Origin of the sequence: Viridibacillus sp. FSL E2-0187 (assembly GCF_038006425.1) — a bacterium.
Taxonomy (GTDB): Bacteria; Bacillota; Bacilli; order Bacillales_A; family Planococcaceae; genus Viridibacillus; species Viridibacillus arvi.
The window spans coordinates 1,695,664-1,720,211 of record NZ_JBBOVG010000001.1 but is presented as its reverse complement, the minus strand read 5'-3'; the positions used below and the strand labels follow the sequence as shown (position 1 = coordinate 1,720,211).

The following is a 24,548-nucleotide window of genomic DNA, read 5'->3' as shown; positions in this document are numbered from 1 at the left end:
AACATGACAACTTATTTAACACCATTTACTTTTAATAACGGGGTCACAATTCGTAATCGTTACGTGATGGCGCCAATGACAACTTACTCAGCAAATGCTGATGATACAGTATCAGATGCGGAGATTACATATTACCGTGAGCGCTCATATGGCGTCGGTGCGGTGATTACAGCATGTGCTTACGTGATTCCTAATGGGAAAGGCTTCCCAGGTCAAATCTCTGCACATAGCGATGAATATATTCCGAGCTTAAAACGTATTGCTGATGCGATTCACGACGGTGGCGCAAAAGCAATTTTACAAATTTATCATGGTGGACGCCAAGCAGTACGTGAACTTGTGCCAAATGGCGATGTAGTAAGCGCAAGTGATTCCATTGCAGCAGATGGGGGTGTGACTCGTGCATTAACGGTAGAAGAAATTGAGGAAATAGTCGTTGCATTTGGTGAAACGACACGTCGCGCAATTGAAGCAGGATTTGATGGTGTGGAAATTCACGGTGCCAATACGTATTTATTACAACAATTCTTCTCAGGCTTTACAAATAAACGTACAGACCGTTACGGTGGCTCTGTTGAAAAACGTATGACATTCTTATTAGAAATTATCTATAGTGTAAACCGTGCAAAAGTGCAATATGCTGATGACCAATTTATCGTTGGTTATCGTTTTAGCCCAGAAGAGCCTGAAGAAGACGGTATCACTCTAGATGAAACGGTTCAACTTGTAGATCGATTAGCAGATGAAAAGCTCGATTACTTACACATTTCATTAGGTGATTTCCGTGCAGAAGCGCGTCGTTATAGTGGTGAAAAAGAAAACCGTATAAAAATTTTAAAACGCGTGATTGACGGTCGTGTACCGTTTATAGGCGTTGGTTCAATTTATTCACCAGAAGATGCGAAAGAAGCGATGGAAACAGGTGCTGATTTACTTGCACTTGGTCGAGAGCTATTAATTGAACCACACTGGGTAGAAAAAGTAGCGGCTGGTGAACCAGTTATTACTGAAATGGATATGAGTCGTGATAATGACATTCCAGAGCCGCTAATGAACATGATGAAACGTAATGTTGGTTGGGTGCCAGGCGTAAAATAATTATAAAAAAAGAACCGCTATGACGAACTGACCTAAATAAAATGAGACAACATAAAGAACAAACTATGTACGATTATCCGTTTCGTACTTGGTTTGATTATGATTGGATCAGGCATTTTTATGTTTGTCGCTGGTGGCTTCTCAACTGAACATGAAAACGAAACAGCTCGGCTTCCCTGCAAACTTCATTTTCTTAATAAATGTTGTATTAATGGTGAAGCATTTACTAGATTATCGCAATTTATTACAGGCAAAAACAGTAGCTTAATATTCAATATAGTTAGAGGTAAGAAAAGTTTGATGAATGAAAAGGGTAGAACTAGTATTATTTATTGATACTGTTCTATCTATTTTTTTATTTTTCATATCCAAGAGATTCTATAGAGTCTACTAAATAAATGTTTGATAAAAGTTGTTATTCAATAATCTGGCCTGATTTTTGAACACAAGTTAAACAACACTCTTCAACAAACCTGCTCTTTTAGTTGATTAAGAAAAAAGAGCTGTCTGAATAACTCAAAGACCTAATACTAAAGCACCCGTTAGTGAAATAAAGAAAAAAAGAGCTGCATTTACAACTCAATGATCTTCATGTAAAGCACCCTATAGTTGAACAAGATAAAGTGTGTTATTCATTATTTAGTTTTATCACTGGTTTTCCATCCTTATCCAATAGCGGGGTAATTCCACCTGCATATCCGCTCCAACTAAATAAATAGTGAATTCCTGTTTCTCTATCTACTATTATTCTGTTTCCATTAGCCACGCCATTTTCTGTAAAGATTTCTTCAAATCTCTTCTTTGAGCCTTTATTCTTCTCTGTTTCTTTATTAAACATTATTTCGCCCCCATATTACTGAAATTTCAAATAACCCCTTTTTATATTACGATCTTAGCAGGTAATTATTACAAAAGTAGTAAAAAGTCAACGATTTTCTTGGAAACAGCACATTGTATTAACCTGCCTCGATAGTTCAATAAGAGAAGAATCCTCATCCCCTAATCTTCACTATCAATTTCTGTACATTTCAATAACCGCTGATTTACCGTTCCACTCCAACACTGCTTCCATCTTTTCATTTTCCTTAATACTTACTTCACAACTAGCATCGTTAGAGGGAGGACCCGTACATTCACTATTACCTGAATGTACATTAATTCTTCATTGAAAATCTCTTCATTCACTCCAAATTCAAACCATGAACTCTTTATGTTATATCCAAATATTTTAGGTGCAGGTTCTTTTCTAATATATTCGATTGAATAGTCTGCCAACTCTCTTTCTTCACTAATCTCAGTTTCGTACATAACAATCCAATACTGGATGGGTAAGCGAAGAGACATTCTTAGCAGGTTATGGGGCTACACAAGCTGTACTTGGTCCATTATTTACTTTTGCAGCTTATCTTGGTACGGTTATGAATGGTTAGCAAGGAGGGTTAATAGCGACCATAGCAATTTTCTTACCTGCATTCCTGCTTATCTTAGGTACATTGCCTTTTTGGGATTCTTTACGTCATAATCCTTCATAAAAGGAGCATTAATGGTGGTTAATGCAGGCGTTGTTGGGATTTTAATAGCTGCACTTTTCCAACCTATTTGGAACAGTTCCATATTAACTCCAATTGATTTTTCTTTTGCAGCTAACATCGAAACCCTAATCCATATTCAAAAACCCGAATTAAAACTATTTTCAAATAGTCTTGATTCGGGTTTTTCTATTTTTGATTAATCCTTATCATTGCCCGCAACTAGCTTACCTTGATATATCACGGCTTTTCGATGTGATCGTCTTGCTACAGCTTCAGCAGAGCAGCTTGCTTCAACAAAGACAATATTCGCTTCGTCACCAATCTTAGGCCAAACCTGTTCTCCTTTTTGATTGAGCGGTGTCTTCCCCCCCGTAATAAAGCCCAATGTCTGAGATAGCTTTTGTTCAGTACCATTTCCATATAGCTCTGCAAATAATCCTGCTTTCTCTAAATTATCACCATTACCAAATGGAGACCAATGATCGTTAATGCTGTCAGTGCCTAAATAGACAGGAACTCCACTCTCATTCAGTTCTGGTAGTGGCATAATTATCTTGCCAAAAGGAACGGTAGAGGCAACTGAAATGCCAAGTTTGGCAAAGCGACATGAGATTTCCTTAAAATCAGTTGGAGACATGTCTGCAAGTGCAAAACAATGGCTCACTGTTACTCTATCTTTCCAGCCTGCTTCCTCTGTTAAGTCAGCAAGTTTTTGTAGCGTTTTTAAACCAGCTTCTTTACCGTCATGCAGATGAATATCAATACCTGCATTTGCTTCAACAGCAAGATCCATAATTGTATTTAACGAGCGCTCAATATCGCCATCAACCGAGCTAGGATCTACACCACCTACATGGGTTGCCCCACTTCTTAGCGCCTGTCTTATTTCTTCTACCATATTTGAACGTAATAATCCATGCTGGGGGAAAGCAACAATTTCATGTGAAAGCTTATTTTGATATGTTTCAAATGCTTCAACGGTTACTTCTAAATTTTTCAAACCAATAGATGGATCAATATTTGTATGTGCTCGTACATGTGTTGATCCGTAGTTTAGCACTGTTTCTAGCATATGGAGTGCTCTTCCTTTTGCAGTTGGCAATAGCTCAGGCAGTAGCTTTTCTTCTTCCTTAATTCGTTCAAAAATACTTGTAACAGGACGCACAGCGCGCCATGCCCCACCGAAGTAAGTTTTATCAATGTGAATATGCATTTCCTTAAAAGAAGGGAGCATTAACATACCCTTTGCATCGTAAGAGTCATAGTCGCCTTCTGGCAGTACATTGGTTATTTCAGCAATTTTTCCCGCTTCAATTCGAATATGTTGGATTTTCGTTTCCGTTCCAACAACCGTATTTTCATTATAAATATATCCATTTTCCAAACGAACATTTAACAACCAGTAATTTCTCATCGTGTTTCCTCTCCCTTCGTTGAAAGGCAACCTGCAACAATATTCCCTTTGAAAATAGTTGCATGTCTCTCTGATCTTCTTGCTACAGCCTCTGCGGAACAACTTGCTGAAACCAATACCATATTTGCATCCATACCAATAGCCGGCCACACTTGTTCGCCTTGCTCATTAAGTGGTGTCACACCATTTGTGATGAACTTAAGTGAAGTAGCAAGCTTTTGTTCAGTTACATAATTAAACCTTTGGGCAAATCGACCAAGTCGTTCAAGAATGTCCCCGTTTCCAAAAGGAGACCAAGAATCATATATGTTGTCACAACCAATTGCTACTTCGACTTGATTTTCATCCAGTGTAGGTAACGGAGGAACTCTATCTCCAAGAGGTACACTTGAAATGATTGCAACTTTGGCTTCTGCAAGCATGAGCATAATTTCCTTAGCTTCTTCCCCTACCATATCTGCAAGTGCAAAAGCATGACTTATCGCTACTCTTCCCTGCATTTGATATTCCACTGTCAGTCTTGCTACTTCTTTTATTGTTGTAAGACCCACTTCACCGCGGTCATGTAAATGAAGGTCAATGCCTGAATTCGTTAGATTCGCTAGATTAAATAATTCTTTCACGGACTTTTCCATATCTCCATCTACCGAGGCTGGATCTACTCCTCCTACTAGTGTCGCGCCTTTAGTCAATGCCTCCTTCACAATTTCTGAAGCATTTGTTCGAAGCAATCCATGTTGAGGAAAGGCAACAATTTCATGCGTTAATTTACCTTCATAACGAGCTATTGCCTTTTTGATCGTCTCTAAATAATTCAACCCAACCTCAGGATATAAATCCACATGTGTTCGAATATGTGTAACACCCGACTTCAACATCGTATCAATTAAAATGGAGGCGCGTTCTTCCATCGGCACTTCTAATTGTGGTAAACGTTCCTTTTCAATTTCAAATCGGTCAAATATCGAAGGGGCTGGAATATTAGCAGTCCACTTATCTCCAAGCAGAGTCTTATCTAGATGACAATGTTTTTCCACAAAAGAAGGGAGTGCCAGCAAGCCATTTGCATCTTGCTTTGGAACATCATCCTCTATTTTCGTACTTTGAGGGGTCATTTTCGTAATCTTGCCTTCCTCAATCAGAAGATGTACCAATTCTGTTTTCGTTGCTACAACATGTCCGTTTTCATAGTGAAATCCCGTTTCAAGCAATACATTCATTAACCATAGTTTTGAATCCATTTAAATTTCCCCTCTCTATATGAAGCAACACTTTTGCCTCTAGCGATTTATTTTACAAATATTTCGTCTTTATCGTATCATGAAGTTTAGTATACTAATAATATTCATTTTGTTAGTTTTACATATCTTTTTCATATATAGAAGAGAGGCTGGAAAAGTGGATATTCGCCAATTACGTTATTTTATTGCCATCGTTGAGGAAAAAACAATTTCTGCAGCTGCTACAAAGCTACACCTATCGCAACCTCCTTTGAGTCAGCAACTAAAAAACATGGAAAACCATTTGAATGTGCAGTTGTTTGAAAGACGAGGAAGAACGCTGGAGTTAACAGATGCAGGGCAAACGCTTTATAAACATGCATTGAAAATTACGAAGTATATGGAAGAATCTGAACGAGAGATTAGGGAAACAGCAAACGGGGAACACGGAACTTTAACTCTGGGCGTAAATACTTTATCAAATGAACATTTATCTACTACTATTCAACGTTATCATCAGCAGCATCCAAATATTACGTTTAAAATCCAACAAAATGATTCTGCGCAGCTATGCCAATTAGTCCGTGACCGAATACTTGAGCTAGCCATCATTCGTTTTCCTCTCGAATTGAATGACTTTTCAATCCTACATCTTAAAACGGAACCATTCTATTTCATTTGTTCTTCTAAAGAAATCTTACCTTCTTCTACTGTAACTTACGAGGACATACATCACTACCCGCTCATCATTCCAAGCACTGAAGGCCTTGGTTTACACTATATAATCATGGAGCAATTCTCAAATTATGGTCTTGCAACCCCTCGTCTTTCTGAGTGTTCAGACATTGCTCTATTACTAGAGCTAGTCGAAAGCGGATTCTACGCTTCTGTTGTACCAGAAACCGTCATTAGACAGCAAAAGGGCTACAATATTCAAGCTGTCAAAATCAGTAACGAAGCATTAAACAGCTCTTCTGGACTTATTTGGTTAAAGGATCATCTCTTATCGAAAACCTCACAGAATTTTATTAAGCTATTAAAAGAGGAATTAGAGAAGTAGCCATTTGATGTGATGTTAATAATTTGTTCGATTGACCGATAGCCAATACCGTTCAATCGAACGATTAAATTGTTCGTTCAATAAGCCTACTTATTATTCTTTTTATCAAAATAATAGGAAATTAAATATCCTACTGTCCAACCAATGAACATCATTGCAAGTAATTTAAAATTGAACTTCCCGCTAAAATGCTTCAATGATTAATAATCCCGTTATACTCATAATTGAAGCGTCCTAGTTTTTTATTTTCTTCAATTTTTCGCTCTATCTAATCCAAGATTGATGGCTTCTTTTAGAGTAATTTCCCCATCTGAAGCAATTCCTTCATGACCAATTAAATTTACAACATCTAAAAAAACAACTAACAAACAAGAGATTATTTTTAAGAACCTCAAAATTACCACCACCCTCTGATTAATGTGCCTATTTAAGATGGTGTAAATACTTCGTTATATGCCCTTTTAGAACCAATATACCTAACAATCTTCTGAAGCTAAACTGCTTCGTTAGTTCAATAAAAAAAGAGCTGCATAAGCAACTCAATGATCTTCAAGTAAAGCACCCGTTAGTTGAGCAGAACTAGATAAGATTATTAAACTAAGCTCATCGTTAGTTCAATAAAATTCCAACCAAAATAACTTTTGTCCTTTAATAAAAACCAATGAAAAAGAACGGATTCCACCGCTTGGAATCCGTTCTTCTTTAATTCATTATATTAACTCTAACCCGTGAACACTTCACAATGCGTTGAGATAAAAACACCCATAATGGATAATTTTCAACTGTGGGTTAATTCTTATGATTTTTAATATCATGAATAATCCATTGTACTGCCTCTTTTAAATTTGGACGCACTGCATTTGCTAATGGATCACTCTCACCAATAAAAACGGTTCTTGTACCTGCTTTTTCACCTGCCTGAATATCCGTATCAGTATCTCCAACCATATATGATTTTTCAAGATCAATTTTGTGTTTTTCTCCTAAATCAAAAATCATTTTGCTATTTGGTTTTCTACATTCACACCCAGCCTTTGGTTTATGCGGACAATAGGCAACCTCATGAATCGTTGCTCCCTTTTTCTCCAGTTCAGCCACCATATAGTCATGAATTTTATGTAACTGCTTTTCCTTCATATAACCTAACCCAATTCCACCTTGATTTGTTACGACAAACACATAATCAAAATACTCATTTAAACTTTTAATTGCTTCTTCTACACCAGGTAAAAAATAAAATTGATTCGGTTCGTTTACAAATTTCACACGATCAGTTAGTACTTCATTTATTACTCCATCTCGATCTAAAAAAACTGCTCTTTTCAATCTCATCACACCTTTAATTTTTAATATTACTTTTATTATGTTAAAAATTATCGGCTTTAAGCAGTTTTATTTCAGATGTCCACTAATTTCCATAATAAAATCCAAGTGCAACTAACTATGCAAATAGAAGACTTTAACATTTGTTATAGATATCCTTAAATAACATTCTATTAAATTAATTGCCCCTTCTAATACCTAATTAACCTTCACTCTACAAACCAACTGCTCCATCAATAAATTCATTCCTTATGCATTTCCCCTTCGGCAATAGAAGTACCATGTTAAGTTGGATGCAATACTCTTCAATTGATTGGTAACAAAACAGCAGTAAATCACCAGATGAGTATTTAGAAGATCAAGTTTGATAATTAGGCAGCTATTAAAGAATGAAATATCATAATGTAATTTAAAAAGCGTAATTCTTGTGGAGTAAAGCTTTTATTCTACAGCTACTACCCTAACTCAATAGTTGTATTTTAAAAATTGTTATTCCATTAAATGGCCCGATTGTTGAACAAAAGTTAAACAACGCTCTTCAACTAATCTGCCGGGTTAGTTGAATAAAAAAAGCCGCATAAGCAGAACAACGAACTTTCACTAAAGCACCTGTTAGTGGAATAAGGCTGCAAACAATTCAAGTAAAGATTTGGGTTGTCTAGTAACTGGTAACTAAAAATAAAATTATATCAAATGAGGAACCCCCTATTGTTAAAGTTAACTACGGGCAAAATCCTCCAACTATCGTGCCTTTAACCTTTGATGAGCAAGTAAGAGTGGATAAATTAATTAAAAGTCGCCTTTATAAACAACCCTTAGAGTGTTTATTGACTACACGGATGGATAAGGATATGTTTGATTGAGAAAAGTTCGTTGACATCTAACAGTTACTCATACATTAGGGGATAGCATCAAGAAAATGCGAATTTACAACGCTAAGGAAGTTTTCACCCATAAAAAAGGCCGATTTCCACTTCAAAGAATCGACTTTTTTAAATTTAGCTTGTTCAACTAAAGAGCCCTTTAATGTAAGGGGTTGCACCAATTATTCTATACGTTCAAAGTATGGATAAAAGGTGTTAGGATTAATGCCCATATGACTGTAAAGATGGCAGTCAGAATGTAGGATACACTGGAGGTTGTCCCCACTTTTTCCCCGATTTTAAACGCCTTTGCAGTCCCAAGTGCCTGTGCTCCCAAACCATACATCATGCCGATAGATAATGGATGCTTAATGGAAAAGTGCTTCATTATAGCTGGTCCTATGAAGACACCTACAAAGCATGTCAACATACTAAAAAGAACAGTTATGGCAGGAGTCCCTCCAATGGATTCAGACAAACTGACAGCAATTGGAATGGTGACAATGCGAGGAATAATACTGAGCATATAATCCTTTCCCATTGCAAGCAGGTAAGTACATAAAATGCCAGAAACAACAGCAATCAAGGAACCGGCTGCAAGGCTACATACAATCACGCGCCAATTTTTAGCCAGAAACGACCAGTTTCGATACAATGGAATGGCTAATGCAACGGTTACAACGTCTAACAATTTATTTAGTGGAAAAGTACCATTTGCATATTCTTTGTATGGTATATCCATTATCAAAAGGAGAACAATCAGCATAATAGGAGTGAGAATGATTGGTGAAAATAACAATCCTGGTTTTTTTCGATTAATCTTTTTCGCCAAAAAATAAAAAAGGACAGTAATAACTATATAAAAGATCTTGGTAACCATTTTCTTGCTTCACCGTCTTTTCTTTCTAAAATCCTATCGGAGATGACGCCTGTTGCTATCATCATAAGTGCTGTACCACTAACAACAATGAATAAAACACCTAGGCCTTCGATGCCAAATATCCATGAATATTCCATAAATCCAACGACTGCGGGTATGAAAAATAACATCATCTCGGAAATAATAAGCGTAGCCCCCGCTTGCACCCAATTTAATTTAATCAAGCCTAAATGAAGACCGAAGAATAATAAAATCATCCCGATAATACTTCCTGGAACAGGCACATGAAGAAGAGAGACAATATAGTCACCGGTCCAGGTAAATGCAATAATAATCCCAATTTGCAATAAAATTGTTAAGCCCTTTTTCAAGAGCAACACCTCCGAAATAGAACAATATGTAATATAGATCATTCTACTTGGAGATCCATGATTCGTAAAATATATAAAAGACATCAAAACTATTCCATGAAGTTATAGTGTTAGGTTTTTCCTTCCTGAAGATAAGTAATGAATTCCCGAACTGCATAGGAAAGATACTTATTCTTTTTATAAATCATTGCCAATTCCCAATCAACCTGAGGTGAAGTAATAGAAACAATAGTAACCTGATCCTTAAATCGGTTTGCTACCGACTTAGGAACAACAGATATCCCAAATTGTGCCGCTACCATCTCTCCAACAATATCCCATAAGGAACTTTTGTAGACTAAATTAGGTTCAAATCCCGATTGCAAACAAGCCTTCATTACCACATCATGCAGAACATATTCTTCGGTAAAAAGAATAAAGGCTTCCTCCTTTAATTCGGATAAAAGTACTGATTTTCTTTTCGACAGCCAATGATCCCTGTCAACAATGACAACTAGTACTTCTTTGAATAAGGGGATAAATCCAAACACTTCAGAGTCAACTGGTGATACGGTAATACCCACATCCACTTCCCCTTGTACTACTTTTCGTTCTAATTGTTTCCCGCTAAATTCGACCATTTGTATTTCAATTTGCGGATAACCCTTTTTAAAATCAGCCAGCACTTTCGGAAATAACATTACACCCAAAGTCGGCATTAAACCCATTTTAATGGTTCCCTTTTTTACATGAACGACTTCGTTTACAGAAGAATGGATATCCTCCATCATCTGCAAAATTTTCAATGCTTGGTCATAAACAATCTTGCCCGCATCTGTCAGCTCCACTTTTCTCTCCGAACGATCTAGCAAAGTCACTTGAAGCTCCACTTCCAGGCTTTTTATCATCTTACTAATGGAAGGCTGAGATACATGTAGGCTCTCAGATGCCTTCGTAAAATTCTTTTGTTTGGCTACTTCTACAAAATATTTAAGATGTTGAATATCCATTTTTAAACTCCCCCGGTACTATAATTATATTTCCTTCCCGTCACACAAAATGGTTCCATATTTTCATTTTGAACAACCTTCTAATTCATTATATTTTATTGTGTTCGATTCTACATAATTGGGAAGATAAGAATTAGATAAAATAAAAACTCATAATATAAGATAGGTCATAAGAAAAATAGAGAAGAAGAAAGATAAGACTAGAGTGGGGTAGCACCTCATCGCGATCAAGCTAAGAAAGCGGATAATTAATATAAATTACACTTTCTTCTTCAACTAAACTGCCCCGTTAGTTCAATAAAGAAAAAAAGAGCTGCATATGCAACTCAATGATCTTCAAGTAAAGCACCCGTTAGTTGAATAATTATTTACTTAAATTCATTTGCAAATGCACCATTTTCGTTATGCAACAAATATCTTTTATCATTAACTACATTATGGTAATCAATTTCTAAAAAATATGTTGCTTTACTTAGAACGTCATAAAAGAAAGGAACAAACTCCAAATCTTTAAAAACATAAACTTCTATTTGTTCATCATTATTTCTATATGCTTCAAATATACGATGGTTTCCATTGATACAATATGGTTTGTTGTTGGTTAAATATCGACTCTGAAGTACCATTACAGGATTTTTATGATTGGGTTTTATTCGGTTTGGGTCTTTATTTATGTTACCTTGGTCAACAGCTTCAATTATATTCGTTGGAGAAGTCTTTATGGGTTTAATGTTTTTTTCTTTTATAAATGTAGTAGCCCCATCTATGTCTAAGGTATACTCAAATACCCCAGTCGTGAACTCTGCATATAACGAGAATGTCTCCTGACCAATTGGATGTATCACTGGGTAAGTTTCATCTCCAAGAGTTTGGTTTAAAATATCAGTCCATTTTGAGGCAACTTCAGCCCCATAGCTGGATTCTTTCCGCATTACATGAATGCGTGAAATAAAGTGTTTAAAAGGTTTGAATTCCTGAGACTCTTTTTCGTATAATTCTATTTTACTTACCATTTAATACCCCCTTTGCTACTTTTATATCAAAAATCAAATTCACTTTTTTTAGATTTCTAATAATAACCACCGTTTATACACCCACTATTTTTTAAGACATTTTATTTACTTCTATGTAAAACAATTATTTTCCTTCTTCAATTAAACTGCCCCGTTAGTTCAATAAGAAAAAAAGCCGCCTATGCAACTCTGATCCCAAACTATTACACCAGTTAATTAAATAAGATGATTTTCGTTCTCTTTATACTTTTTGTTCATTTGTTCATTTGTACATTTTTCCAATATGTATTTGGTCCATTACTTTTTAAAGTTGCATTTTTCGGGACTTGTTTAATTATAAGGAGTAGATTAAGTATATCAACTGACGATGCCATTGCGTTTAGTATTATCAAGAACTTTAATGTCGTTGTTAATAGCCCAAATGCACTTAATATAAGTGGCAAAATTATTGAAATAATAATAAAAGGAGCAATTGTAATGAAGATATATCTTGATTTTGAAATCTCTTCTTCGGTTATCACAAAACCTCCGAACAGCGTAAATCCTACATATGTTTTTTCTGATTTAGTGAAATTCGGAATGAAAATCAAATGAAGTAATTCGTGAAGTATCAAAAGTGAAATTAACCCAAAAATACTACTCAAGTTAATTGTTATTGATATTGCATCCGGTGTTAGTCCAAAATCACTCAAGGAAATACTAGAAAAGATATTTATTACCCCAATAGAGATGATTGCTGCGACAATCATTAAAGGGGTAGATAACAAAATAGCACTTGTTAAATTTTTGGGTTCTTTCATTGGAGTCCAGCTATTTTTAATTAATTCCAAATGTAAACGTAGGTTACTTTTGGGTAATTTGCTTAGTATTTTCATTAAATTCACTCCATTTATACCTTAATTCAAGAAAATTCATAAACACCTAAATAATACCATTTTTCATTTTAAATGTATACCCTTGTTCAACTAACCTGCCCCTTTAGCTGCATAACAAAAAAGAAGCTGATCTCAGCATCTTTTAATTGAAGTATAGCCCCGTTTGTTTAAGTAGAATACTTCACAAACTTTCTTGTTGGATAAGAAAAAGCGACCTTCTTTGTTGAAGAATCGCACCCTGTACTTGAATTGTTATTTGTTTTTTTCTAAGCCATTAACTAATCTAAATATCCAATACAATAATATCCAAGGTAGAATAAATTTTGTAGCCTATTCTATTAAATTAGGTATCACATATGATGTGTTTATGCCGATAAAAGGAAATATTAACCAAAGTTCAAACAAAACTATAATACCAATAATTATATTTTTCATTTTAAATGCCCCTCTAAAACTATATTACCATAATGAACCGTCCTTTCTCTTCAACTAAACTGCCCCGTTAGTTTAAGTACATTTTTTCACAATCTTTATCGTGATTTACTTACATATCTAATTTTGCCAAGGTCAACACCTGAAATTGTGTTTGTAGTTTTGTTAATAACACGTTCAGTGTCATTTTAAAAAACAAAAAGCGTCTAAACCCTTGATATACATGAGTTTAGGCGCATTATCTTCAATTGAAAATATCAAGTTAATATTCTTCTTCGTGACCAACTTGGTCATAATGATATTAAAACGACTTCTCTTTATACAAATATGGCCAATACAAACAGTCAAAAAATATTAACTAATATGGATCAACGTCGCAAAAATGTTTACTTTTAATTATAAAATGAAATTTAAAAGACCATCTTGATAAATAACTTATCAAAATGGTTTTTTCCTGTTTCTAAAATATGAATTAGTTTTTGGTAACCTGCTAAAGAATCTTTTTCCTATTAACTACAACAACATTATTGAACTAACCTGCCTCGTTAGTTCAAAAAAATGCTTCACTCCTTATTGAAGTAAAGAACCCCGTTAGTTGAATAAGACAATCGAGTATATTTTTTAAAATAAAGGATTCTAAATAACATATGTAGAATATTTACATTAATACTAAGAAAAGGTGTGATAAAATGGTGAATCAGATTTGTGTTATAAGTATTTACGTGCCAAATTTAAACAAAGCAATTGACTTTTATACCAATACTTTAGGTTTTACATTAAACAAGCAGTATGGACCTAACATTGCATCACTTGTACACGGAGAGTTACCAATTATTTTAGAGGAGAACAATAATACAACCCTTAATCAAGATAATAAAATTACAGGAGTTGTATTAGGATTGAGAACTGAAGATATTTATGAAACGGTTAAATTCTTGAAAGATAAAGAAGTTGAATTTATTGTAGATGAACCAACTAATTGTCCTCCAGGAAAATATATTAGTTTCAGAGACCCCTTCGGAAATATTTTAGAATATCTCCAATTTGAAAATCTGTAAAAAGTATTAAAAGTTCAACATAATTGTTGAACTTTTTTTAATCTCCTTTTATAACTAATCTGCCCCGTTAGTTCAATAAAGAAAAAAAGTTGCATATGCAACTCAATGATTTTCAAGTAAAGCTCTCGTTAGTTTAAGTACATTCTTTCACAACCTTACAAATAAAATTCCACCCCAACAACCAATAAACACGGCTCGGCATAATTAATTTTTAACTAATCTACTTCTTTAATACATTTAAACCAATATAAAGGGCATTAGAATTACTTAATCAAGAGATATTATCTTTTAAAAATTTTAAGACGAAATCATCAGTATCATTGGATAAGTTACCAAGCCAAATTAAGTGTCCCCAAGTATCCAATAGACATAGTTTTGAATGTAGTATGTTTTCGTGAGCTAACTTGGCGTGCTCTATAGCAACCGAACTATCAAAATTACTATGCATAATTAAGGTAGGGCACTTTATAGTTTTTAAATCTTTAACGGTTAGTTCCTTTGTTTGTGATAAATCAATTATAAATCCATGACCTGAGCGTTGACGATTATTCATTTGAGCAGTTAATGCAATGTCATTTTCATTAATTTTGTCTTTTGCATCTTTGTATTTTAGAGTGCTAAAAGAAGAAAACATTTGTTTGAAGGTGAAGTGAGGGAAACGATTACTCATCGCTGAAATCATACCCCAAGTATACTTTTCAGTTTTAGAATTGAATAAGAATGACGCTGCCTTGTATGTTCGATCCTTTGGCTTGAGCCATTCTTTAGTAACTGCAGATTGCAAAGTAAGGGAACGTGTAAGGTAGGGAAATTTTTTGGCGAAAATAATCCCTGTTGGTCCACCAGCTGATATAGCCAATACGTGAACTTTTTCAATATTTAAATGCTGTAATAGCTTTGCGTAGTAGTCACAAGCTTTAGAAAGGGTATCTCCTATTTCTTTAGATGTTTTTCCGTACCCTGCTCTTGAAGGTGTGATAATTGAGAAGCCGTTCTCTAATAATGCTTTATATCCAAAATCTTCTTGACAGTTCGAATGTCCACCATGAAAAACGATTACTGGTTCTCCTATCCCTACAATCGAATATTCAATAGAAAAGTTATTAATCGCATATTCACCGTATGTTTTCCTCAATATAATTAGCCCCCTACCCATTTTTTATATTCTCTAATTTAATTATATAAGGGCATGTAATTTCTAATAAAGCTGTTATTCCAGTGTTGTGATAGCACATCACATTTAAAAAATATTGAAATCCCATTCTCTAGATATTTGCTTTAACAGCATAACACCTGCAACACTATTACCAAATTCGTCAATGGCAGGACCATAAATCCCTATTCCACAGCCATCCATAAATGGGGAATCATCAGTTCTACCTCGCGGAGGAATTGCTGCCAATATACCTCCCGATACTCCACTTTTTGCAGGAATACCCACAGATGCAGCAAATTTACCTGAAGAATTGTACATACCACATGTCACCATTAACGCTTTTGTTAACCTAGCTACTTCCCTAGAGAAGATTTGCTCCTTACGGATAGGATGATATCCGTCATTTGCAAGGACTAAGCCAATCATGGCTACATCTTCTGTAGTTACTTCAATTGAACATTGCTTTAAGTATACCTCTATAGCTTCTTCTACAGAACAGTCTAAGAACCCCATCTCTTTTAGATAATAAGCTAAAGCACGATTTCGATGAGCCGTTTGCCACTCAGAGTAAAACACTTCTTCATTAATTATTGGATGTCTTCCTACGATTCTTTCTATTAACAGGCATATAGATTCCACTTTTTCGACAGGATTTCTTCCACCTAATAATGATGCAACAGTTATTGCTCCAGCATTTATCATCGGATTGAAAGGCCTTCCAGGTTTATGAACTTCTAGACGAATAATCGAGTTAAAAGCATCCCCGGTTGGTTCGACGTCCACCTTTTCTAACACATAAGAAATACCATAATCTATACATGCAGCTATAAAGCCAATTACCTTCGATATACTTTGTAAGGTAAAAGCGGTATCAAAATCACCTGTCTTTACCATCGTACCATCTGAACCAATGATACAAATACCTAACTGTGAAGGATTTGCTCTTTCTAAAGCTGGTATGTAGTTAGCACATTTCCCTAAGTTCGCATAAGGTCTGCTATCTTGTACCCATGCTTGTATTTTGTGGAAATGTTCATGGTTATCAAATCTAATTTGTGTACCTTGCTGTACAACTTCCATATCTTTTCTTCCTTTCTGTATCTAGTGCACAATATTGGCTTAAATGGCCTAGTAACTACATACATATATATCACAAAAAAAACAAGAAATCTAACTACATTTACTTTATAAAGGGAAGGTATAAATTCGACTTATCCAAATAGTAGTTGAAGACAATAGAATGCTTCTTTTTCATATAATAATGGGGCTAATTTATTCTCCAGTTTTTCACTATTTAAAGCTATTGTTCAACCTCTAAATAATATTCTTATTGAATTAACCTGCCCCGTTAGTTTAATAAAAAAAGAGCTGTCTAAACAGCTCAAAGTTTTTCTACTAAAGCACCCGTTAGCTTAATAAACATCTGTTAGTCTTCATCCAAAAAAGTTGCAGTCGATAAATTTAATAGTGGTACTACTATTGTTGCTAAACCTAAACCGACTCCACAATTTACAATATAAAACATTTTTTCATTATATTACAATTTTATTGATAACACTTTCCAAACGTGATATTTTTATATAAAGGAGGTAATTATATGAGATATTTATTTGGATTCATTTTTTTATTAATAGGTATTTGGCAGCTAATAATAACCTGGCGAACATTCACAGGTCTTAAGAAAGACGGAGATAAAAGTACTTCTCCTTTTATTATGCTAGGCCTGTGGAATAGTTTAGTATTTGCCATAATTTTTATTGCTGTTTCACTCGGAAGTTTCTTCATCAATTTTTAAATATTTCTATTTAAAATTTATTTGGTTTGTTCATTACTTTACAAAGAACGTGATAATTGATAAGCCAATCTCGTTTTTGAGTCGTCTTAAGCAGTATATTAAGTATCGAACAAATACACATACAAACTAAAAATCCAAACAAAGCATAAATGAGTGATTCCATAAAATACCTCCCAACTTCTATTATGTAATATTTTACTATAAATTCTTATTCAACTAACCTGCCCCGTTAGTTCAATAAAGAAAAAAGAGCTGCATATGCAACTCAATGATCTTAAAGTAAAGCACCCCGTTAGTTGAATAAGGATCCGTATTATCCAATCACAAATCGGAAAGCTTTTCTCCTGTTAATATTCCAAATAAATCAGTAGAATCTTCCTCGTTTAGTTGAACATGATCAACAAGTCTTCCAACTTCTATTTTATCTTTATTTGGACTTAGCCAAATTTCATATAATATTGTTTTTGCTGACATTTTGTCACTTTTAAATTGAAACGCAAAATTATAATCAGCAGGACGTTCCATATCTACTTCGCCGTTTTTCCAATCATCCCTATTTGATACAATATCTCTCACCTTTTGAACTTGTTTATTATTAGAAATTTTTTTGAAGTCTTCATATTTATTTTCATCACCAATACGTTTTTGAACTTCTATATATTTTTCTGTGTCTACTTTTCCATTAGAACACCCTGAAATAACAAATAAAATCATTACCAATGACACAAATAAGGTCTTTCTAAATTTCATATGAACTCCCCTTTGGTGTTGATACGTGAGATGATTCTTCGACACTTGAGGTAACAAATTTCTTGTTCAACTATACCGCCTCTTTAGTTGCGTAAGAAAAAAGAACTGTCTAAACAGTACAACAATCTACCACTATAGCACCCGTTCGTATTATTAGGTCAACCAGAGAAATCTGGTTGACTATTTTTTATTCAATTTATAGATTGATAGTAGCCGGGGTAGAACGGAAGCCCCCGTGGGACTTGATCCCGACAACTAAACAGTTCGCCCTCTACTTGTTAACACATGATTAGGCTGGTTGGGACATTACGATCTCGTATAACAAGCGAAGATATGAATAACAAGTTAGATAGAGGTTACCGGTCAACGCACAATATGAGGAGGAGATAATCAATGAATCCAGTAGTCGGTCTGGATGTCGCAAAAGGTGAAAGTCAGGTTCAAATGTTCTTGGATAAAAAACTACCCTATAAAAACAGTGTGAAGATTGAACATACGCTGGAAGGACTTGAAGAGTTACACTCTTATTTACTAGATTTAGAACGTCAAACAGGATTAAAACCACCGGTTGTTTTGGAATCACCTGGTCATTATCATGCCCAGTTGTACAGTTTTTAGAGGCAAGAGAGTACATTGTCATAATTGTAAATTCACTGGTTTCTTATCGAGCAAAAAGCTCTAACTTACGAAAAACTAAAACAGATGCCATTGATGCCTATCACTTAGGTGAACTGTATTACAAAGAGGATTTAGAGCCTCAAAAAAAGTGTGGTATTCAACTTTTAAACCTTCGGCATCTAACAAGGCAACACGAGAACATGACGGGGATTATGGTTCAAACAAAGCTGCAATTTCAAGCTGTATTAGATCAAGTATTCCCTGAGTATAAAGGAGTTTTTGGCGATTTATATGCGGAGATTTCATTAAGGACTTTACAGTCCTTCCCTACATCTGAATCAGTACTAGATATAGGTGTAGAAGAGATTGCACAATTTATTAATAAGCATTGTAAGGCGCGATCGTCGAATTGGGCATACGAAAGAGCTGAGCGATTAATTGCAGCGGCAGAACGAAACCCATTTCAGTCAACACTTTATCAAAGCCTTCTGGTTAGTCTGAATATGTATATTGATTTACTTCAAGCGTACCGCCAACAACTTTCTACGTTAGAGCGTGAGATTAATCAGTTGGCGGCACAACTCGAAGAATATGAATTAATCCAGTCACTTCCTGGTGTAGGTGAAAAGATCGCAGCTACGATACTTTCAGAAATTGGGGAAATTGACCGGTTTAATCATCCAAAAAAGTTAGTAGCCTTTGCCGGACTAGATCCCAGTGTGTTTGAATCAGGTCGCTTTAAAGGCACGAAAAATCACATTACCAAACGCGGCTCAGCTAGACTTCGCCACATGCTTTATACAGCCGTTCGTTGTTCAATTCGAGATAGTCGCAAAAAGAAAACAACAGATGAAACCATTGCACGAAATAAACGATTACGAGCCTTCTACGATTTAAAACTCGAAGAAGGCAAGCCGTATAAAGTAGCTATTATTGCTTGCGCTAATAAGCTTTTACACTGGATTTATGCGATTTTAAAGACAAAAACACCGTTCCAAGAAACTATATAAAAACAGCATTTTCAAACAAAACAAAAACCTTCCAAATCAAATTCGGAGGGTTATTTGTGTAGAACATTTTTAGTATAACATGAAGTGTTTTTCGATTTAAAATGATTTACTTGACATTTTATTAGCTGGTTTAGTTGAAGAACTAATTTTACGCATAACTCCCTTATAATTGTTGTATGGTACTATATTATTCCGCATGTTCTTTCATTAATTTATCAAGTGCTTTACCATAAGCATCTTTGTTTTCCTTACTTAACTCATAAAGTGCAATTTTCCAATTTTCTCCATCTACACCTGATAAATGTGGAGTACTTTTTAGTACAGCTTCTTGCATATTCGGTTTATCCTCTTTACTAGTGTCTTTAATAAGCTTTGTTGCTTTTCTTGCATCTGTTATCCCTACTTGTATGTCTTTGTGAATGTCTTTGTATTTATCAGGAACTTTTATATATTCCATATTGTCTAAAATCTTATCCATCTTGTTTGCTGTTTTTAAAATATCTTTTTCTTTTTCTTTGTCTTCCATAGCTTTCATCGAGTTTACTATGAATAAATCCTTCATGTATTGAAACTCTACTAATTGTTCACAAATATAATAGGGATACTGTTTCTGTGATATTACTGTTTTCATTGTTGATTTGCTTAACTGCTCAGTCTTAGGAGTAGACTCTTTATTTTCTACCGCACAACCTACTAATAATAGAATAGGTATTGCTAATGATACGAGTTTCGTTGCTTTCATTATATATCCTCCTTTTAGAAAGCATTGTAATTAATTAACATATTGTACCATAACGTAAATTATAAATAATAGATATATAAAATTCCTATCATTTGAAAGAAGTGATTTGTCATAAATATAGGTGTATATTCCATACATGTCAGGTTTACATAACGCATCATTATCGGAAGCAAGAAAAATTTCTTTAATGAATGGAAAGTTCCTTCTTCAACTAAACTGCCCGTTAGTTTAAGTGCATTTTTTCACAATCTTTATCGTGATTTACTTACATACCTAATTTTGCTAAGGTCAACACCTAAAATTGTGATTGTAGTTTTGTTAATAACACGTTCAGTGTCATTACAAATAAACAAAAAGCATCTAAACCCTTGATATACATGAGTTTAGGCGCATTATCTTCAATTGCAAATATCAAGTTAATATACTGCTTCGTGACCAACTTGGTCATAATGATATTAAAACGACTTCTCTATATACAAATATGGCCAATACAGACAGTCAAAAAATATTAACTAATATGGATCAACGTCGTAAAAACGTTGACTTTTAATTATATAATGAAAATTAAAAAACCATCTTGATAAATATATTAAAAGGCAGAAATCCCACTCGATTTCTGCCTTCATTTTTATGGTATTACTTTATAGGTACTATGATGGGTTCAATTTTATATGGTTCTTTAATGAGTTCTAGTGCACCTTCACTGTCCTTCATTTTGTAAATACCTACTACAGGAGTAATCATTATCGAAGTTGCTTTTTCATCAAAACGATTTGTAGTAATGCGTGCATGACTTACACTTAGGTCATTGAAATCTGTACTATGTCCTGTACCTCTATACTGAACAATATTATACTCATTTCCTAAATTATCGGATACCTTGTACTCAATTAATACGCCACGCCACGCTTCTTCCTCTTTAGTTATAAATGCCATATCTACTAATTCTGAAATTTTAAGTGTTGTAGATATAGGTGTTTCTGTTAATTCTCTAATGATTACTTCTGTACCTTCAGCTTCCGTTTTTATACTACCTTTTTCAAATACTTTAGTTTCACTTGCAAGCTTTTCTAAAGTGAATTCAAATGACCAGTCTCCTGTTATTTCATTATTTACATTATTTAAATCAACAATCTTATTGCCTTGGAAAGTAATTTGTACTTTCTCTGGCTTTGGTCCTTTAATGAGTTCGTAAATATATAATACAGCATACTCTTTGTCATTTATTTTTTTGACAATATAATGATTATCGAATCCACTATGTTCATATCTATTTTCAAATTCATCAGCAGTTATTTCACCCTCTAAGATAGGCCTTTCCCCTAATCTTTTTTCACTCTTTATTGTGTAAGCTATCGTAATATTTTCTCCGTCGTAAACAGCATCTGTTACAGTTACTTCAACATCATTACTTTCTTGAGTCGTTCCAATACTAGTAGAATATTCATCATGCTTTTCGAAAACATACTTCTCGTCATCAACGAATAACCCGAATATATTCCCGACAACCGGTATGTTTGCAGCAAAAGTAGGGAATGCGTAGCCGATTGAAATACTTGACGTAACTAAAAATGCAGCTGCAGCCACAAAATTTCTTGTTAAATGCTTTTTCTTTTTTACTTTCATAACATTTCTTTTAATTCTCTCTTTTTCAAGAGTACTCACTTCCATCGGATCCATATTCATGTCAATTTTTAAGTGATTAAATTGTTTATATAACTTTTTCATGTCACACTTCCCCCCAAACGAATCTGTTGTAACCGTTTTTTTCCACGATACAATCGGTTATCAATAGCAGCCTTTGTCAAACCGTGATGCTCAGCAATTTCCTCATTTTTCATATTTAAAAAGTATTTCATCGTAAAAATATTACGGTCTAATTGGTCTAATTGGCTCATCATTTTTAATAATTCTTCTGTAGAGGTCTTTATCAAAAATTCTTCTTCAGCTGATTTTACCGCCTCACTTTTTTCGTCTATTTCATAAAAAAATGGTGCTTTAGATAACTTCCTTTGCTTACTAATTGCTTTAAATTTTGCTATTGTGCAAATCCATTTTCTAAAATCCTCTTTATCTCCCTCAAATTGCTTAGCATTTTCGAAAGCTCCTAAAAATGTATCACTTATACATTCTTCTATCATTTGAGGATCATTGTAAGATTTTAAAGCATTATATATAACTGCTTTTACGATACCGACATACTCGTCGATTACATATTGAAGTGCTTCTTCTCGCTTTTTCTTAAGATACTTTATAAAGTTTTCATTAGTTATCATCATACAAACACCCTTTCTTAAACCATAAGAGCCCCTATACTTAAAACATCGCTCAAAATTAAATTAATTCTCATAATTATTAAAAACCTTATGAAATATTTTCTAAAAAAATAGTACGCCATATCAAACATACTAGATTCTATTTATTAATAAGTTTCTTTTCATTAATTCAATCTTATTACAAAAGTGGTAGGTATAAATAAAAACAGACCAAATCTTAATTGATTTAACCTGTTATAGTTTATCGTTTATTCTTTAAGGTCTTCACATAAAAATTCCATAATAAAAAGCAGGAAATCCTTTCGAGATTTCACCACTTTTTTATGTTATTTCAAAATTTGAATTTCTAAAGAAAACCTCTCAGCATTTTATATTGTACGTTCCTACGTTAAGTCGCCGCCGCTGAGGAAGCAGCTTTATGATCAGCCTTCAAACAATCAATTGCGACCGAGCGCAATAATTTCACCACATTATGTCAAAAAACCTTCTAACAAAAGAAATTTGAATACATTGCTAGTCTATTCACCATATAAAAAACTCTCTTGCTTGTAACATGGAAATACAGCCTATTCTAGACAGCTTTATCTTAAATAGGCTTATTGTTTTTTTACAGAGAAATCGCACTTACTTATGATACGGTTCACCGAAACTAATATTAAACTGTATTACTTCTTTTTCTTCGTCCATCTATTTCTATTGTTAAATGATATAACAAACACCTTATTGAACTAACCTGCTCCATTAGTTTAAGTACATTTTTTCACAATCTTTATCGTGATTTACTTACATATCTAATTTTGCTAAGGTCAACACCTGAAATTGTGATTGTAGTTTTGTTAATAACACTTTCTCTATCTATTATAAAGTTCAGTTTTTGAAAATAAAGAAAGGTTAGGTGGAATTTCATCATTCCTTCCCTCTTACTGAGAAAATAATAATATTACAAATAAAAATCCAGGTGTACCTAAGTCTTTTTAATAAACCAATCCCTACTATTTTGCTATAATATAGGCAACAAGAGAATTGGAGTGATTTCATTCATGACAAAATTATTTGAAAATTATAAAATAGGGAATTTAACGCTAAAAAATCGCATTGTTATGTCTCCTATGTGTATGTATGAATGTCATAATAAGGACGGTCTTGTTCAAGACTTCCATAAAATTCACTATGCAACAAGAGCGGTTGGTCAAGTCGGATTGATCATTGTAGAAGCAACTGCTGTTCAGCCAGAAGGTCGTATTTCACCTCAAGATCTTGGCATTTGGAGTGACGAGCATACTGCTGGTCTTACTGAACTGAATCGATTAATGCATGGTGCAGGTTCCAAAACAGGTATCCAATTAGCACATGCAGGACGTAAAGCTGAGCTTGAAAGCGATATTTACTCACCTTCTGCTATTGCCTTTAGTGAAAATTACAAAACACCGATTGAAATGACAACCAATGATATAAAAAATACGGTAGATGCATTCAAAAAAGCCGCAATCCGATCAAAAGAAGCTGGCTTTGATGTAATTGAACTGCATAGTGCACATGGTTATTTAATCAATGAATTTTTATCCCCACTGTCAAATAAACGTACAGATGAATACGGGGGCTCAGTAGAAAACCGCTATCGTTTTTTACGTGAAGTAATTGATGCAGTGAAAGAAGTATTTGACGGTCCTCTATTTGTCCGAATCTCTGCGAAAGATTATGCAGAAGGTGGAATGGAACCTGTCGATTATATTACGATGACAAAATGGATGAAAGAGCAAGGTGTCGATTTAGTGGATGTTAGTTCTGGCGCAGTTGTGCATGCAAGAATTCCAGTATTCCCAGGATATCAAGTACCATTTGCTGAGATGATCAAGCATGAAACACCAATTCCAACAGGAGCAGTTGGTCTCATTACTTCCCCAGTACAGGCTGAAGAAATTCTACAAAATAACAGAGCAGACCTAGTCTTCATGGCTAGAGAATTACTTCGTAATCCATATTGGGCTTACCAAGCTGCAAAAGAATTGGGCGTAGATATTGAAGCTATAAACGATTCATATAAACGTGGTTGGAAATAAGGTCTAACTTGAA

At 34.3% G+C, this 24,548-nt stretch carries 22 protein-coding genes and 2 pseudogenes; 7 read left to right on the top strand and 17 right to left on the bottom strand.

The genetic code is table 11. The annotated features are described in order from the left end of the window. The first annotated feature begins 3 nt into the window (after nucleotides 1-3). Complete coding sequence (locus tag MHH85_RS08250; RefSeq protein WP_340706637.1) at nucleotides 4-1,098, top strand: NADH-dependent flavin oxidoreductase; 1,095 nt, start codon at nucleotides 4-6, stop codon at nucleotides 1,096-1,098. Between the two features lie 628 nt (nucleotides 1,099-1,726). Here the strand turns inward: MHH85_RS08250 and MHH85_RS08245 are convergent. Then, nucleotides 1,727-1,936, bottom strand: a complete 210-nt coding sequence (locus MHH85_RS08245; RefSeq protein ID WP_340706636.1) for a DUF6440 family protein — start codon at nucleotides 1,934-1,936, stop codon at nucleotides 1,727-1,729. 254 nt (nucleotides 1,937-2,190) lie between these two features. Then, on the bottom strand, nucleotides 2,191-2,406 hold the full coding sequence (locus tag MHH85_RS08240) for a hypothetical protein (RefSeq protein WP_340706635.1): 216 nt from the start codon (nucleotides 2,404-2,406) through the stop codon (nucleotides 2,191-2,193). An 11-nt stretch (nucleotides 2,407-2,417) separates the two neighbouring features. Between MHH85_RS08240 and MHH85_RS08235 the strand changes: the two are divergent. Next, a pseudogene (locus tag MHH85_RS08235) lies at nucleotides 2,418-2,830 on the top strand (chromate transporter); the annotation flags it as partial. On the opposite strand, the gene MHH85_RS08230 reads toward MHH85_RS08235, so the two are convergent. Beyond that, nucleotides 2,827-4,044, bottom strand: coding sequence for an amidohydrolase (locus tag MHH85_RS08230; protein WP_340706634.1), 1,218 nt, complete (start codon nucleotides 4,042-4,044; stop codon nucleotides 2,827-2,829). The pseudogene MHH85_RS08235 and the gene MHH85_RS08230 sit on opposite strands and share 4 nt — an antisense overlap. Further along, a complete protein-coding gene (locus MHH85_RS08225; RefSeq protein WP_340706633.1) occupies nucleotides 4,041-5,285 on the bottom strand; it encodes an amidohydrolase in 1,245 nt (414 codons plus the stop codon). The genes MHH85_RS08230 and MHH85_RS08225 overlap by 4 nt, the downstream gene beginning before the upstream one ends. A gap of 157 nt (nucleotides 5,286-5,442) precedes the next feature. On the opposite strand from MHH85_RS08225, the gene MHH85_RS08220 reads away from it, so the two are divergent. Continuing rightward, nucleotides 5,443-6,324: a LysR family transcriptional regulator gene (locus MHH85_RS08220; protein WP_340706632.1), complete on the top strand. Its 882-nt coding sequence runs from the start codon at nucleotides 5,443-5,445 to the stop codon at nucleotides 6,322-6,324. A 251-nt stretch (nucleotides 6,325-6,575) separates the two neighbouring features. Here MHH85_RS08220 and MHH85_RS08215 read toward each other — a convergent pair whose 3' ends face one another. The 7 genes from MHH85_RS08215 to MHH85_RS08185 form a co-directional block, all read right to left on the bottom strand. Further along, nucleotides 6,576-6,719: a hypothetical protein gene (locus tag MHH85_RS08215; RefSeq protein ID WP_340706631.1), complete on the bottom strand. Its 144-nt coding sequence runs from the start codon at nucleotides 6,717-6,719 to the stop codon at nucleotides 6,576-6,578. 394 nt (nucleotides 6,720-7,113) lie between these two features. Beyond that, nucleotides 7,114-7,650 carry a D-glycero-alpha-D-manno-heptose-1,7-bisphosphate 7-phosphatase gene (locus tag MHH85_RS08210; protein WP_340706630.1) on the bottom strand — a complete coding sequence of 179 codons (537 nt, stop codon included), beginning with the start codon at nucleotides 7,648-7,650 and terminating at the stop codon, nucleotides 7,114-7,116. A gap of 1,047 nt (nucleotides 7,651-8,697) precedes the next feature. Further along, on the bottom strand, nucleotides 8,698-9,390 hold the full coding sequence (locus tag MHH85_RS08205; RefSeq protein ID WP_340706629.1) for an LrgB family protein: 693 nt from the start codon (nucleotides 9,388-9,390) through the stop codon (nucleotides 8,698-8,700). Next, nucleotides 9,366-9,761: a CidA/LrgA family protein gene (locus tag MHH85_RS08200; protein ID WP_340706628.1), complete on the bottom strand. Its 396-nt coding sequence runs from the start codon at nucleotides 9,759-9,761 to the stop codon at nucleotides 9,366-9,368. Before MHH85_RS08200 ends, MHH85_RS08205 begins: the two co-directional genes overlap by 25 nt. Nucleotides 9,762-9,871: 110 nt before the next feature. Continuing rightward, entirely contained in the window at nucleotides 9,872-10,750 is an 879-nt protein-coding gene (locus MHH85_RS08195; protein ID WP_340706627.1) for a LysR family transcriptional regulator, read from the bottom strand. Nucleotides 10,751-11,118: 368 nt separating this feature from the next. Further along, entirely contained in the window at nucleotides 11,119-11,763 is a 645-nt protein-coding gene (locus tag MHH85_RS08190; RefSeq protein ID WP_340706626.1) for a hypothetical protein, read from the bottom strand. 254 nt (nucleotides 11,764-12,017) lie between these two features. After that, entirely contained in the window at nucleotides 12,018-12,638 is a 621-nt protein-coding gene (locus MHH85_RS08185; protein WP_340706625.1) for a DUF3267 domain-containing protein, read from the bottom strand. Nucleotides 12,639-13,759: 1,121 nt separating this feature from the next. Here MHH85_RS08185 and MHH85_RS08180 point away from each other — a divergent pair. Continuing rightward, nucleotides 13,760-14,128 (top strand): VOC family protein, encoded by a 369-nt coding sequence (locus tag MHH85_RS08180; protein WP_340706624.1) that lies wholly within the window; start codon nucleotides 13,760-13,762, stop codon nucleotides 14,126-14,128. A 271-nt stretch (nucleotides 14,129-14,399) separates the two neighbouring features. Here the strand turns inward: MHH85_RS08180 and MHH85_RS08175 are convergent, their stop codons facing one another. Both MHH85_RS08175 and MHH85_RS08170 read right to left on the bottom strand, forming a co-directional pair. Then, the gene (locus MHH85_RS08175; protein ID WP_340706623.1) at nucleotides 14,400-15,263 is read right to left on the bottom strand and encodes an alpha/beta fold hydrolase; all 864 of its coding nucleotides are present in this window, start codon (nucleotides 15,261-15,263) and stop codon (nucleotides 14,400-14,402) included. A gap of 105 nt (nucleotides 15,264-15,368) precedes the next feature. After that, a complete protein-coding gene (locus tag MHH85_RS08170) occupies nucleotides 15,369-16,364 on the bottom strand; it encodes a glutaminase (protein WP_340706622.1) in 996 nt (331 codons plus the stop codon). A 517-nt stretch (nucleotides 16,365-16,881) separates the two neighbouring features. On the opposite strand from MHH85_RS08170, the gene MHH85_RS08165 reads away from it, so the two are divergent. Further along, the gene (locus tag MHH85_RS08165) at nucleotides 16,882-17,079 is read left to right on the top strand and encodes a hypothetical protein (protein WP_340706621.1); all 198 of its coding nucleotides are present in this window, start codon (nucleotides 16,882-16,884) and stop codon (nucleotides 17,077-17,079) included. A gap of 321 nt (nucleotides 17,080-17,400) precedes the next feature. Here MHH85_RS08165 and MHH85_RS08160 read toward each other — a convergent pair whose 3' ends face one another. After that, nucleotides 17,401-17,829 (bottom strand): hypothetical protein, encoded by a 429-nt coding sequence (locus tag MHH85_RS08160; RefSeq protein ID WP_340706620.1) that lies wholly within the window; start codon nucleotides 17,827-17,829, stop codon nucleotides 17,401-17,403. Between the two features lie 393 nt (nucleotides 17,830-18,222). On the opposite strand from MHH85_RS08160, the pseudogene MHH85_RS08155 reads away from it, so the two are divergent. Continuing rightward, nucleotides 18,223-19,457: pseudogene (locus tag MHH85_RS08155) on the top strand (IS110 family transposase). 187 nt (nucleotides 19,458-19,644) lie between these two features. Here the strand turns inward: MHH85_RS08155 and MHH85_RS08150 are convergent. From MHH85_RS08150 to MHH85_RS08140, 3 genes are all read right to left on the bottom strand, one after another. Next, the gene (locus MHH85_RS08150) at nucleotides 19,645-20,199 is read right to left on the bottom strand and encodes a hypothetical protein (RefSeq protein WP_340706619.1); all 555 of its coding nucleotides are present in this window, start codon (nucleotides 20,197-20,199) and stop codon (nucleotides 19,645-19,647) included. A gap of 636 nt (nucleotides 20,200-20,835) precedes the next feature. Continuing rightward, entirely contained in the window at nucleotides 20,836-21,927 is a 1,092-nt protein-coding gene (locus MHH85_RS08145) for a DUF4179 domain-containing protein (protein ID WP_340706618.1), read from the bottom strand. Next, nucleotides 21,924-22,475, bottom strand: a complete 552-nt coding sequence (locus MHH85_RS08140; RefSeq protein ID WP_340706617.1) for a sigma-70 family RNA polymerase sigma factor — start codon at nucleotides 22,473-22,475, stop codon at nucleotides 21,924-21,926. The genes MHH85_RS08145 and MHH85_RS08140 overlap by 4 nt, the downstream gene beginning before the upstream one ends. Nucleotides 22,476-23,515: 1,040 nt before the next feature. On the opposite strand from MHH85_RS08140, the gene namA reads away from it, so the two are divergent. Beyond that, nucleotides 23,516-24,535, top strand: a complete 1,020-nt coding sequence (gene namA, locus MHH85_RS08135; RefSeq protein WP_340706616.1) for an NADPH dehydrogenase NamA — start codon at nucleotides 23,516-23,518, stop codon at nucleotides 24,533-24,535. Nucleotides 24,536-24,548: the final 13 nt, after the last annotated feature.